Origin of the sequence: Mesorhizobium sp. M0590 (assembly GCF_040320905.1) — a bacterium.
In the GTDB taxonomy this organism is placed as follows: Bacteria; Pseudomonadota; Alphaproteobacteria; order Rhizobiales; family Rhizobiaceae; genus Mesorhizobium.
The window spans coordinates 16,360-32,062 of sequence record NZ_JAMYQN010000017.1 but is presented as its reverse complement, the minus strand read 5'-3'; the positions used below and the strand labels follow the sequence as shown (position 1 = coordinate 32,062).

The 15,703-nt window shown below is 58.0% G+C and carries 20 protein-coding genes; 11 read left to right on the top strand and 9 right to left on the bottom strand.

What is annotated here, in order from left to right; all coding sequences use genetic code 11:
* Positions 1 to 19: 19 nt before the first annotated feature.
* On the bottom strand, positions 20 to 1,063 hold the full coding sequence (locus NKI52_RS24685; RefSeq protein WP_352700071.1) for a TrbL/VirB6 family protein: 1,044 nt from the start codon (positions 1,061 to 1,063) through the stop codon (positions 20 to 22).
* A gap of 12 nt (positions 1,064 to 1,075) precedes the next feature.
* Between NKI52_RS24685 and NKI52_RS24680 the strand changes: the two genes are divergently transcribed.
* Positions 1,076 to 1,249 carry a hypothetical protein gene (locus tag NKI52_RS24680; protein ID WP_352700069.1) on the top strand — a complete coding sequence of 58 codons (174 nt, stop codon included), beginning with the start codon at positions 1,076 to 1,078 and terminating at the stop codon, positions 1,247 to 1,249.
* Here the strand turns inward: NKI52_RS24680 and NKI52_RS24675 are convergent.
* Genes NKI52_RS24675 through NKI52_RS24650 form a run of 6 tightly spaced genes read right to left on the bottom strand, consistent with a single transcriptional unit; the run spans position 1,246 to position 6,759 of the window.
* Positions 1,246 to 1,980, bottom strand: coding sequence for a type IV secretion system protein (locus NKI52_RS24675; protein ID WP_352700067.1), 735 nt, complete (start codon positions 1,978 to 1,980; stop codon positions 1,246 to 1,248). The two genes, NKI52_RS24680 and NKI52_RS24675, sit on opposite strands and share 4 nt — an antisense overlap.
* A 9-nt stretch (positions 1,981 to 1,989) precedes the next feature.
* Entirely contained in the window at positions 1,990 to 3,144 is a 1,155-nt protein-coding gene (locus NKI52_RS24670; protein WP_352700065.1) for a transglycosylase SLT domain-containing protein, read from the bottom strand.
* Positions 3,128 to 5,530: a VirB4 family type IV secretion/conjugal transfer ATPase gene (locus NKI52_RS24665; protein WP_352700063.1), complete on the bottom strand. Its 2,403-nt coding sequence runs from the start codon at positions 5,528 to 5,530 to the stop codon at positions 3,128 to 3,130. Before NKI52_RS24665 ends, NKI52_RS24670 begins: the two co-directional genes overlap by 17 nt.
* A complete protein-coding gene (locus NKI52_RS24660; RefSeq protein ID WP_023720449.1) occupies positions 5,527 to 5,820 on the bottom strand; it encodes a VirB3 family type IV secretion system protein in 294 nt (97 codons plus the stop codon). The genes NKI52_RS24665 and NKI52_RS24660 overlap by 4 nt, the downstream gene beginning before the upstream one ends.
* Before the next feature lie 3 nt (positions 5,821 to 5,823).
* Positions 5,824 to 6,138 carry a TrbC/VirB2 family type IV secretion system protein gene (locus NKI52_RS24655; RefSeq protein ID WP_352700061.1) on the bottom strand — a complete coding sequence of 105 codons (315 nt, stop codon included), beginning with the start codon at positions 6,136 to 6,138 and terminating at the stop codon, positions 5,824 to 5,826.
* Positions 6,139 to 6,150: 12 nt separating this feature from the next.
* Positions 6,151 to 6,759, bottom strand: a complete 609-nt coding sequence (locus NKI52_RS24650) for a lytic transglycosylase domain-containing protein (protein WP_352700059.1) — start codon at positions 6,757 to 6,759, stop codon at positions 6,151 to 6,153.
* A 129-nt stretch (positions 6,760 to 6,888) separates the two neighbouring features.
* Between NKI52_RS24650 and NKI52_RS24645 the strand changes: the two genes are divergently transcribed.
* The 3 genes from NKI52_RS24645 to NKI52_RS24635 are packed head-to-tail and all read left to right on the top strand — an operon-like array spanning position 6,889 to position 8,197.
* Positions 6,889 to 7,491 (top strand): hypothetical protein, encoded by a 603-nt coding sequence (locus NKI52_RS24645; RefSeq protein ID WP_352700058.1) that lies wholly within the window; start codon positions 6,889 to 6,891, stop codon positions 7,489 to 7,491.
* A complete protein-coding gene (locus NKI52_RS24640) occupies positions 7,488 to 8,036 on the top strand; it encodes a thermonuclease family protein (protein ID WP_352700056.1) in 549 nt (182 codons plus the stop codon). The genes NKI52_RS24645 and NKI52_RS24640 overlap by 4 nt, the downstream gene beginning before the upstream one ends.
* Positions 8,033 to 8,197: a hypothetical protein gene (locus tag NKI52_RS24635; RefSeq protein ID WP_352700054.1), complete on the top strand. Its 165-nt coding sequence runs from the start codon at positions 8,033 to 8,035 to the stop codon at positions 8,195 to 8,197. The genes NKI52_RS24640 and NKI52_RS24635 overlap by 4 nt, the downstream gene beginning before the upstream one ends.
* On the opposite strand, the gene NKI52_RS24630 is transcribed toward NKI52_RS24635, so the two are convergent.
* A complete protein-coding gene (locus NKI52_RS24630; protein WP_352700052.1) occupies positions 8,194 to 8,538 on the bottom strand; it encodes an SPFH domain-containing protein in 345 nt (114 codons plus the stop codon). The genes NKI52_RS24635 and NKI52_RS24630 overlap by 4 nt on opposite strands.
* Before the next feature lie 141 nt (positions 8,539 to 8,679).
* Here NKI52_RS24630 and NKI52_RS24625 point away from each other — a divergent pair, with 141 nt between their 5' ends.
* The 4 genes from NKI52_RS24625 to NKI52_RS24610 all read left to right on the top strand — a co-directional run bounded on the left by NKI52_RS24625 (position 8,680) and on the right by NKI52_RS24610 (position 11,863).
* Complete coding sequence (locus NKI52_RS24625; protein WP_352700050.1) at positions 8,680 to 9,309, top strand: response regulator; 630 nt, start codon at positions 8,680 to 8,682, stop codon at positions 9,307 to 9,309.
* Positions 9,310 to 9,322: 13 nt separating this feature from the next.
* Positions 9,323 to 10,015 carry an FkbM family methyltransferase gene (locus NKI52_RS24620; RefSeq protein ID WP_502897794.1) on the top strand — a complete coding sequence of 231 codons (693 nt, stop codon included), beginning with the start codon at positions 9,323 to 9,325 and terminating at the stop codon, positions 10,013 to 10,015.
* On the top strand, positions 10,005 to 10,550 hold the full coding sequence (locus tag NKI52_RS24615; protein WP_352700048.1) for a putative pterin-binding protein: 546 nt from the start codon (positions 10,005 to 10,007) through the stop codon (positions 10,548 to 10,550). Before NKI52_RS24620 ends, NKI52_RS24615 begins: the two co-directional genes overlap by 11 nt.
* 80 nt (positions 10,551 to 10,630) lie before the next feature.
* Positions 10,631 to 11,863, top strand: coding sequence for a sensor histidine kinase (locus NKI52_RS24610; RefSeq protein ID WP_352700046.1), 1,233 nt, complete (start codon positions 10,631 to 10,633; stop codon positions 11,861 to 11,863).
* 111 nt (positions 11,864 to 11,974) lie between these two features.
* On the opposite strand, the gene NKI52_RS24605 is transcribed toward NKI52_RS24610, so the two are convergent.
* On the bottom strand, positions 11,975 to 12,547 hold the full coding sequence (locus NKI52_RS24605; RefSeq protein WP_352700044.1) for a helix-turn-helix domain-containing protein: 573 nt from the start codon (positions 12,545 to 12,547) through the stop codon (positions 11,975 to 11,977).
* Between the two features lie 97 nt (positions 12,548 to 12,644).
* On the opposite strand from NKI52_RS24605, the gene NKI52_RS24600 reads away from it, so the two are divergent.
* The 3 genes from NKI52_RS24600 (at position 12,645) to NKI52_RS24590 (ending at position 15,702) form a co-directional block, all read left to right on the top strand.
* Complete coding sequence (locus NKI52_RS24600) at positions 12,645 to 13,244, top strand: hypothetical protein (RefSeq protein ID WP_352700042.1); 600 nt, start codon at positions 12,645 to 12,647, stop codon at positions 13,242 to 13,244.
* Positions 13,245 to 13,370: 126 nt separating this feature from the next.
* Positions 13,371 to 13,829 (top strand): hypothetical protein, encoded by a 459-nt coding sequence (locus tag NKI52_RS24595; protein WP_352700041.1) that lies wholly within the window; start codon positions 13,371 to 13,373, stop codon positions 13,827 to 13,829.
* 742 nt (positions 13,830 to 14,571) lie between these two features.
* Positions 14,572 to 15,702, top strand: coding sequence for a quaternary amine ABC transporter ATP-binding protein (locus NKI52_RS24590; protein ID WP_352700039.1), 1,131 nt, complete (start codon positions 14,572 to 14,574; stop codon positions 15,700 to 15,702).
* Position 15,703: the final 1 nt, after the last annotated feature.

Genomic DNA, 15,703 nt, shown 5'->3' with positions numbered 1-15,703 from the left:
CGGTGATCGTTCTTGTGTCCTAGGCCAGAGGCCTGGAGTTATCGCGCGCACCTTGCTGGATGGCGGACCGGGTTGCGCCATCCGCCCTGGCTGCTCGCGAAGATCGAAAACTGTTTGCCGCGAGCTGCCCGGCGCCGCGAGCGGCGCGGCCGGCGGCCCGTCGCGCGCCGGAATAGCGCACGGCATTCCTGCCGAACGTCCCGTATGAGTACCGAGCTCCCACGGTGCTGAGATACCCGCCGCCATTCAGGATCGAAGCAATCGAGGGTATCTGCATGAGAACGTAGATCCCGATGATCGTCACCAGCACCAGCGGCAGCACCAGCGACATTTTGCTGTCCATGGTCGCTCCGCCGGATGTCGCGGTGTTCAGCGCCGCATTGACGAGCGAGAAGTAGAAACCGAGAAAGCCGTAGATCAGGACTTGCTGGATCATCAGAAAGGTGGTCAGCGAAAGGAAGCCTTCGCTCATGCGCAAGGACCATCGGTAAAGCCAAAGAATGATCCATATCGGCGCCAAGGCCAGCGTGATGAACAACATCACTTTGGCGGCGATGATCGCGGCAATGGCAAGCGCTGCGAAGATGATGGCCGACAGCAATACAAGCAGCGACAGCAGCGCGCCAAAAATGTCATAGAAGGATCCGCTATAGACCTGATTGGCGACGTCCTGCGCCCCTTGGTAGAGGTTGTCGATAAGCGCTGGAATTGCCGCCTGATCGCTGAGCTGATTGCCTGTGGCTCGCGACACGGCGCCAACGATCACCTTTCCGACCTCATCTGGAATGCTTTGCACAAGCTGGTAGATCGTCGCGGAAAATGTCCCCCATCCCGTCAGCAGCAGATAGATGATGACGGCGCGGCCCAGGCGATAAGCCGCTTCGATTGGCGAAATCGACTCTCGCCCGCTCAGGATCGAATAGCCCCACCACACGATATAGAGGGTGAGCATGAGGGTGAAGACGTTGCCCATCGCATTGCCCAATTGCATATAGACGGTGCGAACGAAGTCCTCACCGATGTTGTCAATGCCACCGAGGATGCTTGCGGCGAGACCGTTCATGGACCCTCGTCAATGATGCTTGCGAACGGCGTTGAATTGACCGGCTTCAGCGCGCCGCAGTTGTCAGCCTGGGCATACGCCAAAGGCCCGCACGGCGCTTTCAGTTCACGTTTTGCGCAACCGAAAAGCACTGCGCCGAGCCCAATCACGGTGCATATCCGCAACGCCCGCCTCGACAAGTGCTAGCCCCCGCTCTTGCCGAATTCCGCGAACGGATTGACGTTGCGCGGCGTCATCATCTTCTGCACCTGACTCTGGCGCAGAAGATCTCCCTTCAGCTTCTCATTCAAGGCCGCGACCGCACCGTTCTGGACGCCGATCAGTTCGTTGACCGCGCGCGCGTTTTCCAGCTGCATTCGTGTGTTCTGGTCCACCGAACCCTTGACGTCCTGTGACTGCCCGATCTGCCCACTCGCGGACTGCAATGACTGTTGGCGCTGGGTAACGCCCTGGGAAGCCTGCGAGGTCAATGCGCTTAGCAGCGAAGCCACATTGACGCTGCCGCCATAGGCCGTGTTGACGGCGCTCGTCTCCTTGCCGGCAATCTGCTGGAGTTGCTTCACTAGCTGCAGCCCGTTGATGATCGCGCCGGCGATTTTCTGGATTTCGGGCGACAGGCCACCAAACGAAAGAGCCCCGCCGTTCAGGATCGATCCGAACGACGGAGCCTGGGCGATCGACAGGTTGCCGCCAAGGCCCATTTGTCCGATGCCGAGCGAACCGTCACGACTGCCGCTGAGAGCCTGCAGGATCTCCTCGCTCTTTTTCAGGATATCCTTGTTGGAGTCCATGATGGAGTTGGTGTTGTCCGCATTCTTGCGGGCGACATCGAGATTGGCGCCATCGATGACCGCAATCTGTGCAAAGCCCGCACTCGTCCAAAGCGCCATGCCGGCAGCAATCGCGCATTTCTTCATGTCAGCCTCCTATTGCTGTAGAGAATCGATCACGCTGGCGGCGCCAGCAGGGTCGGTGGTGATGATTATCGAGTGGCTGTCGGCTGAGCTTGCCCCCGCGTTCTCACGTGCGCACGGTAACCACCGGCCGCGATCGATCTTCAACCGTTCCAGTTCGGCGGGATCACAAGAGAACGGATTTGGAGAACCGCCCTTCGGCTGTTGCACCAGCTTGGCCGACTGCGATGTCTGAACGTTCTGCAACGACAGAAGTTGGGCCAGCAACGCCGTGAAGTTGCCCCCTTGGGCGAGGTACTGGTTGGTAACATCGACGTTGATCCCACGAGCAGACGAGTTCAGCTCCCAAGCGTCCTTGTATTCGGTCACCTGGCCAACGTTGCCTGCCAGCGCATCGATCGCCGCAGTGTTGGCGCCCATCTGCGATGAGCTTGCATCAAGGCTGCCAGCCGCCTTGCTGACCGTGCCCATGGCCGCGTCCTGGGCCGCGCCGGCTGCGCCGTCGGCCGTCACGATCGAGAATAGTGGCGGCGCGGCGGCCGGAGCCTTGCCGCTCGACACATAGTCGTTGAAGTAACTGTTCCAACGGCCGACGCCGCCGGCCCATTGGTTTTGCTCGCCTGCGTTCGATCCGTTGTAGAAGGAGGCGAGACAGCTGTAATTTGTCGCCCCGCATTGCTTCACGCCCATTCCGAGATATTTGACGCCGCCTTCGACATTCTGCTCGTTCACGTCGCGGTCCAGTCCCATGGACTCGCCGGTGCCCTTGGTCAGTTGCATGACGCCTTTGACGCCGGTGTGGCTGCCGGCGCATGTGTCGAAGCGCGATTCCTGATAGGCGACGGAGAGCGCCAGGCCTTCTGGCACGCCGTATTTTTGCGCGTAATAGTGGATTAGCTTTACGTTGCCGGCGTCGCGCTGCAACGCGTCGGCCGGCGACCGGCGAAACATCTGTGAGCGGTATTTGTTCGAATAGGTGCAGACGACACTTTTCTTCTTGTCGGTTTCGTCCTTCTTCGCCTCATCCGACTTCTTGCTGTGCTGCTCGTCCTCTTGTCGCTTGTCGAGGTTCGAATCGTCGATGACCGCGATTTGCGCGACGGCCACGCTCATGCTTCCCGTCGCGAGAGCCACGGCCAGACAAGCGATGCTAACCCGCTTCGTCATGCTCGTTCTCCCATCCGCAGAAGTATGGCAGCCACATCTCCGGCTCGTCGCCGAAGGTCTCCCGGAGCCGTGCGCATTCCTTGCTGTTGGCTTCGTTCGAGGACAAGACCTTGATGAGATCGGGCATCGCCGACAAATCGAGCTTGGCGACGATCGAGTCGCTGTCATGTTTGACGAGGAAGGTGCGTGTTTCCTTGGCGGTTCGGCGCACGAACTCGAATTCCTTCGCTGTCAGCGAGAAGCGCTCCATGTAGGACTCCTTGCTCGCCTTCGGGTTGGGGAAGAAAATGTTGGTCTTCGTTTGCTCGATCAGCGACGACGAGATGGAGGAATTGACGACGTCTTCCGCTGTCTGCGTGCCAAAGCCGACCACGCCGTTGCGGCGACGAATGGTCTTCAGCGTCTCGTTGATGAAAGCGGCGAAAACCTCATCGTCCAGCAGCTTCCAACCTTCATCGAGGAAGAGCATGATCGGCGAGCCGTCGATGACGTCCTCAAGACGATGGAAGATGTAGAGCAACGCCGCCGAGCGCAGCTTTCGGTCACCAAGGATCTTGGTCATGTCGAACCCGACGACGGGTTTCGAGAAATCGACCAGATCGACGGGATTGTTGAAAAGCCAGCCCTTGTCCTTCGGGTCGAGCCAGGGCTGTATCCGCGCGGCCAGATCGTTCATGCCGGGCATGAGCGAGCCCCGCAGCACTTCCGGCAGCAGGTCGAAGGTGCGCTGTTCGCGCGAAATCTTGTAGATCATGTCGACGGCGGCGTTGATGACGCGCATCTCCGCGACGTCCAGCGCGCCACCTTCCGGCGTCAAGATGTAGATGAGCAGATCTTCCAGGAAAGAACGGTTTTCTGCGGTATCCTCGAGCTGCAATGGCGCGAACCCGGTCGGCTGAGAAGGTTCCATCACCTCGTAGCGACCGCCGAGCGCCCGAACGAAAATTTCAGCGCCGCGCATATAGTCGAAATAAACACATCGCGGCCGCGGCATGATGCGCATGGCCTGCGCCATCAGGAACGACAGCACCACGGTCTTACCCGAGCCGGTCGGGCCGAACACCGTAAAATGCCCGACATCGTGAACGTGGAAATTGAAATAGTAGGCCGTCTGGCTGGTCGTTTCGAGCAACGCGATGGGCCGTTTCCAATGCAGCCGCTCACATTGGCCGGACGGGAAATTATGTCCTGAAAAAAGGCCGGCGAAATTGAGGGACGAGATCAAAGCGCGTCGCGCGATGTAGCTGAAATTTCCCGGCAACTGCGCCCAGAAGGCCAGTTCCGTGTTCAATGTCTCGCGAACCGGCACGATCGACATGCGCGAAAGCTCCGCCGTAATGTCGGATAGCGCACGGTTGAGCCCAGCCATGTCCGGTGCCAATGCCATGACGCTCATGTGATGTTGTCCGAAGACGACTTCGCCACCGGCAAGCTTGTCGGCGCCGTCGTGCACGGACTCCTCGACCGTCGTGCCTGCCTCGTCGGAACCCTCAACCTGGTTCGCGATGGTGTTGATCCTGCGCATCGCCGTTACACGATCTTCGATCGCAAAACTCTGCGTCAGGACAAACTCATGCGGCAGGCGCAAGAGACCGTCCAATGAGCCAGGCGCGGTGAACGGAGGGTATTCCTTGATCGACACCATGGCGCCGAGCTTGCCAGCGTCCGGTCCGCGAAGTTCCAACGCGGACTTGCCGAAAAACAGCTGCCGCGTCGGCAGCACATCGCTAAGGGACATGCGCGGCAATGGCATTTCCACGTCGCCACCGCCGGCGAGGATCTTCGCCAAAAATTCCGCAGGCTCGGAAAAGAAGCTGTCGCGGCGCTTCACGACACCGAGAAGACGCGCACCATAAGCGGTAAAATCCTTGACGACGCCCTCGAGAATGTCATGCAGTTCGGCCATCGCCTCTTCGCGGGTCTCTTCGCCTGCGGTGCTGATGCGGAATGCATTGAGCGCCTTGTCCACCCAGCCGACGCGGCCGACCATCGGTCGGCGTATGACCGTCAGATACGCTTCGTTGACGAAAAGGTTTTTCGCCCCAAGCTCATCCATGTAGCGGGCGTCGAGCTCGGCCACGAAAGGATTGTCAAAGTCGCCTTCGATCCCCGGCGTCACATGGCGGCGGATGATCGTTGTGTAGACCGCAAAGCGAGAGGTCGAGAGATTGCGGAACGTCGTGTTGCGGTTGAACATGCGGCCGTTCAACTCGGCCTGGTCCATCGTCTGGAAGGGCAGGCCACTGAGCTGGATGACGCCGACGAGAAAGCCGCTCTTCGTCACGATTAGATCGTCATCGACATGGCGAAGGTAGGGGATGTGCATCGCCGCGGGCTTCTCACGGCGGCGCTCACGGCCAAATTTCAGGTCGGCATCGAGGCTCATGGCGAATAGCTCCTCGCGCCCCAAAAAGTAAGGTTCGCCACTGCTCCGCGTTTGGAGACGCGCCGCTCGAAAATATGAAACATATAGGGGTCGCGCTGGCACAGATATGCGCTGACCAGATGCACCACGCCGAATACGCCAAGGCCGAGCATGAAGCTGCTGGTGGCAATGAAGCCGATCACCGCAAGAATGCCATTCAGAGCAAAAACCTCATAGCGCACCCCCCATTTCATCGGGGGGCGTGTCAGTGGCAGGCTGACCGGCTCGACATAGACTTCTTCGTCATCCATGCCTCAGCTGCCTCCTGCGGTCGCGCGAACCGCATCCACCAGCTGGGCGGCGCCAAAGATCAGAGCGATGCCGATGATGATGGAGAAGGCCATCATCCACGCCAGCCGGCCCGTCATGGCGAGGAAACCAAGAAAACAGACCGCGATAATGGCGAATGAGCGCGCTATGTTGCCCTGCAGAACTCCGACAAACCACTCCAGCACATTTTCAACCGGAGCCGCCGACTGGGCATACGCAGTGGCCGGCGCGAGAGCTATTCCGGCCGCCGAGGCCAAGGCCAGTTTCAGGGCAAATATGCCCGCTTTCTTGTATTCCACCCTTGGCTCCTTTCAGTTGCCGAAATCCATGACATGACCATCCTGCCAAGCTTCCTCGCTTGCTGGCGGAGCGGCCGCGAGCATTTCGGATTTGGTCAGGGCGGACTTCTTCACGACACCGCCGAACTTCCAGCGGTTCAGTATTTTCACGATGTATTCTGCAGTCTCCGGATTTACCGGAATGCCCTGCGCCTTGTAGACGCTGTTGGGCCCGGCGTTGTAAGCCGCCAGCATCAGGAGCGGATCCTGGAACTCGTCATAGAGTGACTTCAGATAGCGCAGGCCAGCCCGGACATTTGCCTCTGTGTCGCAACGGTCGCTCACGCCGAGATCGGTCGCCGTGCCCGGCATCAATTGCATGATCCCCAGGGCTCCGGACTTCGACGGACCCTGACTGGCGCCGAGATCGCTTTCGGCCCATGCAATCGCCTCGGCCAGATCGGTGTCGAACCCTTCGTCTTGTGCGATTGAACGCACAAGTCGGGAGACGTCAGCCCGATTTCCGGTCTTACACGCCCCCGGCCTATTCGCCTCGGCTGCGGCAATGGCTTTTGCCGGCGTTGCAAAGGCAACTGCGACGCGGTTTGATGCCAGGTCCTGACCGTGCACATTGAGCGGCATCGTGGCGCCGCACAGCGCGAGCACAGCGAATCGAGTGTTCATACTGTCGCCAAAATTTAACACTTTACTATGGCTACACGCAGCCCTAGTAAAGTGTCAACACGATATGCACCCCAAGGACGGATTTCGATGAAACAGACGGCCCTTTGCACGGTTTTGCTGCTCCAGGGCACCGCGGCTTATGCTGCTGGCGCCGACGCCCCGAGTGCCTTTGCGCAGCCGTCGGAGCACTACCTGCTCCAGTTTGCCAAGTCGGGCGAGAAGGTGTTCGTCTATGAACGCTACGATAGTAAAGGCGCGCTTTTTCAGCGCGATGCGGCCGCCCTCATCTCGCCGGTTAAGGTGCCGTCGGCGACCGAGCGCGTCATCAACGGCGTGACGTACCGGCTGCGCGGCCTTGCGGCCTGCCCCAAACCGAAGATCACGTACAAGACGCAGCAATGGGACTGCACGAAGGCCGCGCAGGACTATGAAGAGGCAATCTACAACGATCGCGCATCTGTCGTGCTTTGCAAAACACTTGTGCTGCAAAGCACGAAGGGTGAACCCGACGCCGTGTCGTGTTTCTCTCTCGTGGGTGCGGGCAACGCAAACGACCCGTACAACGTCGCCTACGACGATGACGAAATGGTTTTTTTCGACATGGCGGCGATCGGACGCAACAAGGACGGCAAGTCGCTGCGCCCCGATCTAGAGCATTCGGCCGACCTCGGTGGACAGTTCCAGGAATGAAGCAGGCGAGCTTCGCAGTGCTGGCCGCATTTGGTTTGTGCGCTTCGGCCCAGGCCCAGGATGCATCCGAGTCTGCCGTGCCAACGCCCTTAGCGGCATCGAAATCGGCTCAACTGCTGACCGGAGATACCTGGCGTGATGGAGATCACCTTTTCCGCCTCTATGGCGTTCAGTCATGTCTTCGAGGCACGTCAGCCGAAGAGCAAAATGGAAACAAAATCGATTGCGGCAATACCTCGCTGGCGCACCTTGCAGCCCTATTCGATAGCGCGGCGGTTACATGCCAGCCAATCGGCTATGCCCTCGACAAGGCGGTTTTTGTCGTGTGCGGTGCGCAGCTCAATGGCGAAACAATCGACGTCGGCACAGCGCTCATAGCCACCGGATACGCGTTTGCCGCGACGACAGCAAAGGGCAAAGCCGTCAATCAGAACTACCTCGTCGCGGAAATCAACGCTAAGATGAAACGTGCGGGTTTGTGGGGCACGACGTTTCAGCATCCTGTGCAACTGTTGCTGAGCCAAGGGTTGGAGAGAAAACAGTGAAACACGATGATGAAGGGCAAAAATATTACTATCCCGTGGAAGGACGGACTGACGGTGCCATTGGCGATGCTGTCGCATTCATCGCAATCATCTTGCTGCCGGCGGGAATGTACGCAGCCTGGAACACCCTGGCCTCATGGATTTCGGCGCTCTTTTCTTAGGGCTGCAGTTTCGTGAAGGAACCGAGCAACGCGCGCCAATCGTCGACATCAATCTCGCACCAGCCATGAGCCGTCAGCCGTTGGAAGTAAGCAGCCTTCATTTTCATTTCCGCGATAGTGGCTACTGGAGCAATGGCAGCACGCCTTCGCACCGTGGCCTCTTCCGCCATGACCGCGTCCAGCCTTTGACCCAGCAAGATCGCGTCCGTACCCTCGGCCTGCATCGCTCGCTTTCCGAGACGTTCAAGGTCAGCGAGCCTCTGACGATGTTCCGCAATCAGTTTTGCGACGTCTTCAGCCGCTTCCATCTGTCCATTGCTGCAGACCTGTTGAATAGGCATCGTCCTCGCCCTGGCGTGCATCGGTCACATACTGGTAGCTCGGGAGGTGAGGAAAAATAGGGATGACATCATCCCTTTTTTGAAGCGACCAATTCTGAGAGACAGGGGCGGTGGGCGCCTGCGTAGAGGGATTGGCTTCCAATGTTTCGTGCCCTGGTGGTCGAAGACCAGACACTTATGCGTCTGGCACTGATGAACGAAGTGCAAGCAAGCTTCGAAAAATGCATTGTCCTGGGAGCGGAGACGCTGAACATCGCGACTGCCGAGCTTCAAAACAATCATTTCGATCTTGTCGTGATCGATCCTGGCTTGCCCGGTTTTGATCCCACCTCACAGGGCGACCGCGTCGCTGTCGTCGACAAGATCATCGAGGCTTCACCCAGTGCAGTCCATGTTGTCGTCACCGGTTCTGACAACCGTTGCGAGGCGGATGGCTTCCGGCAAATCGGCGCTGCCGCCTATCTCGGCAAGACCGGGCTTGCGCCCGGCGTGTTCAGGGACGTGCTGGACGATATTTCCACCAAGGGATTCTCGTTGCGCCTGTCGCGGGTTGTCATGACCAAACCCGATTATCGCTTTTCTGTTCTTACACCGCGCGAACAGGAGGCCATCGACATGATGGCGCATCGCGAACCCGGCGTGAAACGCAAGGAGATCTTTTCGCTCATGGCCGACCGGCTGGCCATTGATGCCGGCTCGGCCGAGAAATACTACAAGCAGGCTCGCGCCAAGCTCATGCGGCAAGGCCATCCGCTCCCACGAGGTCTGTGAGACAATTGCGCCCATGATCGTCCATGGAATCAAGGTTCCTGTCGCACCACAGGATGTTTCGCCGGTTATCTGGAGAGCGCTTCAAAGCCAGAGCTATGAGGCGAAGGAAGCGAAGTGGATCTTCAGGGCAGTCAAGGCGCGCGATCGCGTACTGGAGCTAGGGTCCGGTATCGGCATCATCACCGCACTGATCGCGAAAATCCCCGGCGTTCAGGTGTGGGCTTTTGAAGCAAATCCCGCAACAGCGGAACTAGCGAAGCGCGTGATAGCGGCCAACGATCTCGACAATGTCACAAATTCGCAGGGTATCCTCACAGCAGGCCCGCCGCGGTCCTTCACCTTCTACGTCCGCCGCGACCTTTGGATGTCTTCCACGGACAAAGACCAAGGACCATATGAGCGCGAACTTTCGATCGTCTCGGCCGACGTCGATCGTTTCATCGCCGATCATCGAATAAACGCCCTCGTCATGGACATTGAAGGAGCTGAGAAAGAACTTCTGCAGGATGCCGAGCTGCCCGGCGTCGAGCGCATCTTTCTTGAGCTGCACGACCACCTCTATGGCCTTGACGGCATCCGCAACATCACCCTTGCCCTAGCAGAAAAGGGATTTGCCTACGATCCGCGGGGCTCCCGAGGACCTTGCGTCCTCTTCGCCAAGAACGATGGCCCCCGCGAATACGAGGATGTGGAAGATGTTGCGTAATGCTCTCGCCGTCATGTTTGCCGTAGCCCTTCCGCTCGCCAGCGCCGCCGAGGATATTCCGCTCGATCCCAACGAAGTGTCAGTTCAAGACGCCAGCGGCAAGACCGTCGCCGTTTTTTCAGTAAAGCAGCTGCGGGCAGACTTTCCACAACAGACCTATGACACGCGTACGCCTTGGACGAGCGACAACGAGAAAATCGAATATCGTGGGCCGCTGCTTGCAAATGTGCTTGCCAAGGCCGGAGTCACCGCCGTGCAGGAGGTCAAAGTTGTCGCCTATGACAACTTCGTTTCCGACATTCATATGGACGAAATCCGGTCTTATAATCCGATCCTGGCGATCGAACGTCGTTGCAACGAGAGTGACAAGGCCGGCTCGCATTGCCCGCCGGGCCAGGATTTCCGCCCGATCAGCATGGTAGAGAAAGGCCCCATCTTCATTGTTTGGCCCTTCGACCAGTTGCCCGCTTCATATGTTCCCGCAAGAAACTCGATCTGGGTGTTTTTCCCAGTCATCCTGCGCGCCACGCAATGAGGTTCTTAAACGGCCGTTTGCTCACTGTTCTGCCGTATCTCGGTATGGCTGCAGCGCTTGGGCTGAGTGCGTGGACATTCATGCAATCGAACCGCTACCGTCAGGAGACGGATGCCATCCTCAATCAGACTTTCGAGATTCAGTGGCGCGCGGCACAGATTCGCGAGCGCCTTATACGAGTCTATGGCTATCTTCGCATTGCCGAGGAGACGGGCAAGCTTGATGCGGACATCGATCGACAAATGGCGTTGGTGAACGTCAACGTCGCGCAGTTGGAAAACCTGCCCTATCTGAACCGCTTTTTTCCCGACCACGATGCCGAACTCCTGGGCCGGATTCGCCTAACGCTCGAACAGAAAATTGCCCCTCTTGTGTCAGCGCGTACAAACTACACCCAAGCCATTGCCGACATGGCCAAGCTGGAACAGTCAATTTACGAGATTTCCAGCTCTACCGTTGATCACAGTGCCACCTTGCAGCAGACCGCCAGCATCGACATTGCGGCCTCGCGCAACTGGTTCATCTTTGCCATCGCACTTGGCCTGGGTGCCACCTTTTATCTCGTTATCCATCAGCGCTATGCTTTGGCCAATCGCCGTGACCAGCATATGCGCTCGTTCGCTTCGCTCTTTGCGCATATGACCCGATCGCGGGTTACAGCCTTGAGGCTGTTCCTTGAGCACGCACAACCAGACAAGCAGCCGAGCGGCGAAATGCTTGAGGCTGCGCGCAGTGCTGCTACCGAACTGGAATCGATCACCAACAGTGTCCTTCAGATCGCCTATGCGCCACAAGATTCCAGCACCGTGGCGCTCGGCCCACTCCTTGAGGATCTCGCGCACGATCGCAGCAGTTTGGTGCAAGTTTTGGTTGATCCTAAAGCACGTCTGCAACCTGTTCCGGCGACGCCGTTACGGTTGGTCGTTAATGAGCTGATAGAAAACGCTCTTGCCGCTCTATCCGGCACCAGAAACGCCCCAATTCTCATCTCCGCGACAGTCAAGAGACGCCCCTTCCTCCTGCGCAATTACCTCGTACTAGATGTGGCGGACAACGGCGCAGGCATGTCGCCTGCAATCGTTGTGAAGGCAACTACACCTTTCTTTTCAACGCGAGCTGGAAATCATACTGGCCTTGGACTGACCGCATGTTCCCAGATGGTCTCGACGCTGAAAGGAAGGCTCATCATCAACAGCGCTCCCGGTGCCGGCACAACCGTAGAGATCAGGATTCCGGTGCATTCGACTGCCGCCACTTCATGGCAGTCGTTCCTCAGGCGCGGGCGAAAAAAGGTACACACGTGGCGCGGCTAATTGTCAGCTCTGCTCCATTTTCACCTGAATTGCACCGGTATGCGCTAACACGGCGAAAACCTGCCAGGCACTCTGTGTAGCCCAGCTTAGACGGATGATGACGCTGGAAGTTCACGGCACTCTGAAATGAGAACCTACGCCTCCGGGTGCGTCAGAAACAGGTAGATCAGTTGATGGCGGGACCTTATCGGAAAAGAGGAACGTCGCTGGATCAAGTTTCAACGCCTTGGCGATCGCCGCAATTGTGTCGACGCTGATATTGCCGCTTGCGCGTTCCAATTTCATGAATGTCGCCTCCGCCACGCCGATGAGCTCGGCCATCTTATAGCGGAGCAAAGTGCGTCGTTTTCGCTCAATGTCGATGATGTGCGCCAGACGCATGCGGATTGCATTTTCGTCCAACTGATGCGCCCATTCGGGAAGTTTTTTTCCGCCCGCGAGCAAGTCCGCAACTGACACATGCAAGCCGCTTGCCATGATTTGCAACGTCGTCAGGGTGACATTGTTTTTCTGTCGCACGGTCTGGATGTAGGTCCGGTAGGCGAGCCTTTCGCCCTCGACGGTCCGGAACAGCTCGGCCATGTGCATATGGGATAGGCCACGCCTGGCTCTCTCCCGCTCCAGCGTTGTCGCAATGTTGACACGCAACGGGTTGTCGACCACGCCCGCGATGTCTCGTTTCATAAATCGATGTAGTCGCACAAACCTGCCTTCTCGATCTGTCCTTTTCCGCGCGGATGATCCATAGTAAAGTATCAGAATCCGCAGCGAGGAAAAGGCTATGATCGAACTGAAATATCTCTTGGTGGGTGCCGCCGCCGTCGCGGGCGCCGCGGCTCTTCCATCCCAATCACAGGCATCGGAATGGGGCTGTCAGGTCCTCCTCTGTCTGTCCGGTGACTGGCAGGGCACTCCTTCTTGCCACCCGCCAATCTACAAGCTGATTGCGGCGATGAAAGCTCCGGGTTTTAACTGGCCGACCTGTCCGCAAGCCAACTCCAGCGCCGCTAGATTCGAGAAGTATGAGGATTGTCCATCTGGCTGGCAAGCAGTTGGCGCCAATTCCGACCGGCCCGGAATGGGGCAAGAACGGAACATCTGCCGCATCAGCTCCGACAGGCTCACGCTGCCCGTCACTTTCACGAATAGTCGTCTCGGCCAAGACCATGACAACGGATCTCGACAGGCCCAAATCGAAATGAACGGTAAGTTGGTAACGGCAAAAATCCAGATCACGGGCAACGATAGAGGGCATTCCCTTGGTAACGGCTCCACCTACTACACCATCTCTCGGCCGGTGCGCGGAAAGCCCTGGTTCATCGAGTATGACGACGCGAACGGCATGCGCCAGAAAAGCTGGTTCAATCTCAACATGCCATAAGCCAGGCGATCACGCAGGATGAGTCGCCATCAGGATCACAAGGCGTGTCTGTCCGGTTCATTCACGCCGACGCCAGCGATAGCTTCGAGACAGCAATACGGATACTGGATCAGGGAAGGGTAATAAGTGTTGAAGGCGCTGCTCCTGTCGACTGCGATAATGGGCCCATGGTCAGGCTTGGCGGTGGCTAGCCAGAGCGACAAGCCGCGATCGAGCGCGGACAATCCGATGTGGCCCGCTTCACTGAAATGGGACTGCAAGACCGCCGCCAAAATCGTGTGTGAGCGTGACGGCAGTTGCACAGTGGCCGAGGACCATACTAGGTTTGTGCTGAACTATGGCAGCAACGAAGCTGAGTTCCCGGCCAGCAATGTCAGGATCAAACGGCACTATCAACAGACCGTGCAGGCAAGCCCTTTGCAGCAGGAAGTTAAAGTCGAACTGGCTGACAATCGCGTTCTTTGGCTGACGGCCGTGGATGCCAGCCGCACTTATTCGGAAGCCTGGGTCGGCGCAATGAGCGAGTTGAAGGGCGGCGCGGTACTCATGGAATCCGAGGGCGTCTATTGTATGCCGCACAAGTGAGTGAGCCGAGAGGGGAAGGCGAGCGAAAACCGATATGTTCTGACCTCGAGCGCCAGCCATCGGCGTTTCAGAAAACTCCGGCGTAACCGTCTTCCCGTTCTAGGTGTTTCATCAGCGATCAAGGGTGATCTAAAGTAACATTGACCTGAGCAATAAGCTTCGACAAGACCTCGACCCGGTGCAACTGCATTCTTACCAGTGCCAATACATAAGATATATTATGGAACTGCCAAATTCCGTTTGAAACCAATAACTTATCTCTGTACCGATAATATCCAAGATCCAAAGCGTGCATGAGATTGCATGTACACGCAACTGCGTTTGACGAGCAGCACCACGACTACTGCCGTACCCAGTGTTCGACGGGTACAGCCCTACCCTCCAAACCCGGTCACCCTTTAGGATTCATGAACGGTTGCGCAAATTGGCGAGTAGCGCAATGAACCAGAGCTCTGTCCTGGCTAATAGACGCCCGGTACCGCGGCTTTTGGCTCGACGGAGAACGCGGCCTGACCTTCTAGGCGAGATGGTCGAGGCCGCATCCGGACCTCTCCAGGCGGTTGCTAATTCTACCAAGGGGCGGCAAAGACGTTCTGCGAACGCCGTTCTGAGGCTGGCGATATGATTCGGCGCTTGGTCCGGAAACTGCGCGGCTTCGCCGCTCAAATTCCATAAAATACGCGGAAGAAGCGCACAGAGCGCTCAATATACTGATACCCAAATAAGGGGAACAAATTCGACTATGAACACATTCGCTGATGCTACGCTCAGCAGATCAGCCTCCTCGACATTCGATCAAGGGGCGCGACAGGCCGGGAACAACCAGGGCGTCGACAAGCGCGACGAGGTCGTGTCCTGTTCAAACGTCTGGAAGATTTTCGGGACCCGCGCTCGGGAAGCGATGGCGGCCATTAGCAATGAAGGTCTGGGCAAGGACGAGGTTCTTGCCCGCTTCGGATGTGTCGTCGCGGTCAAAGATGTAAGCTTTTCGATTAGGAAGGGCGAGATCCTCGCGATCATGGGTCTTTCCGGCAGTGGCAAGTCGACACTGGTCCGCCACGTGAACCGACTCATCGATGCGACCAGCGGGGTCATTCGCCTTAATGGCGTTGACATGTCCAAGGTCACGAACGCGCAGCTTCGGTCGATCCGGTCGAAGCAGGTCGGCATGGTTTTCCAGGATTTTGCCCTTCTTCCCCACTGGACAGTCAGGGACAACGTCGCCTTTGGTCTCGAGTTGCAGGGGGTCCCGAAGCTGCAGCGCTGGGCCAAGGCTCAGGCCGCCATCGAGAGAATGGATCTCAAGGGCTGGGAGGACCGGGTTCCGTCAGAGCTCTCTGGTGGCATGCGGCAGCGAGTGGGCATCGCGCGGGCGCTGGCTGCCGACCCGTCCGTCCTGCTGATGGATGAGCCTTTTGGGGCGCTAGACCCCTTGATCCGGCGGGATCTGCAGGACCAGTTCCTCGCGCTCTCTCGCGACCTTGGCAAAACAACCCTATTCATCACACATGACCTCGAAGAGGCATTTCATCTGGGCGACCGGATCGCAATTATGAAGGACGGTGCGATCGTCCAAATTGGAACTGCGGCAGACATCATCACCTCGCCAGCAGACGCGTACGTCGCAGAATTTGTCCGCGGCATCTCCCGAGTACCCATCCTGACTGCACGCCACGTGATGACGCCGGCAAGTCCCGACGAACTGACCCTAGCGGCTAAAACCCCCGTCGCCACTCTCGAAACCCCTCTAGCGGAGCTCATCGGCACAGGCGCTCGAACCCGGTCGGACATTACGATTGTGGATCAATCTGGGCGTGCCGTGGGTAAAGTGACAATTGAGACGATGCTGTCGTCGATGAAGGAGGTCCGCTGAC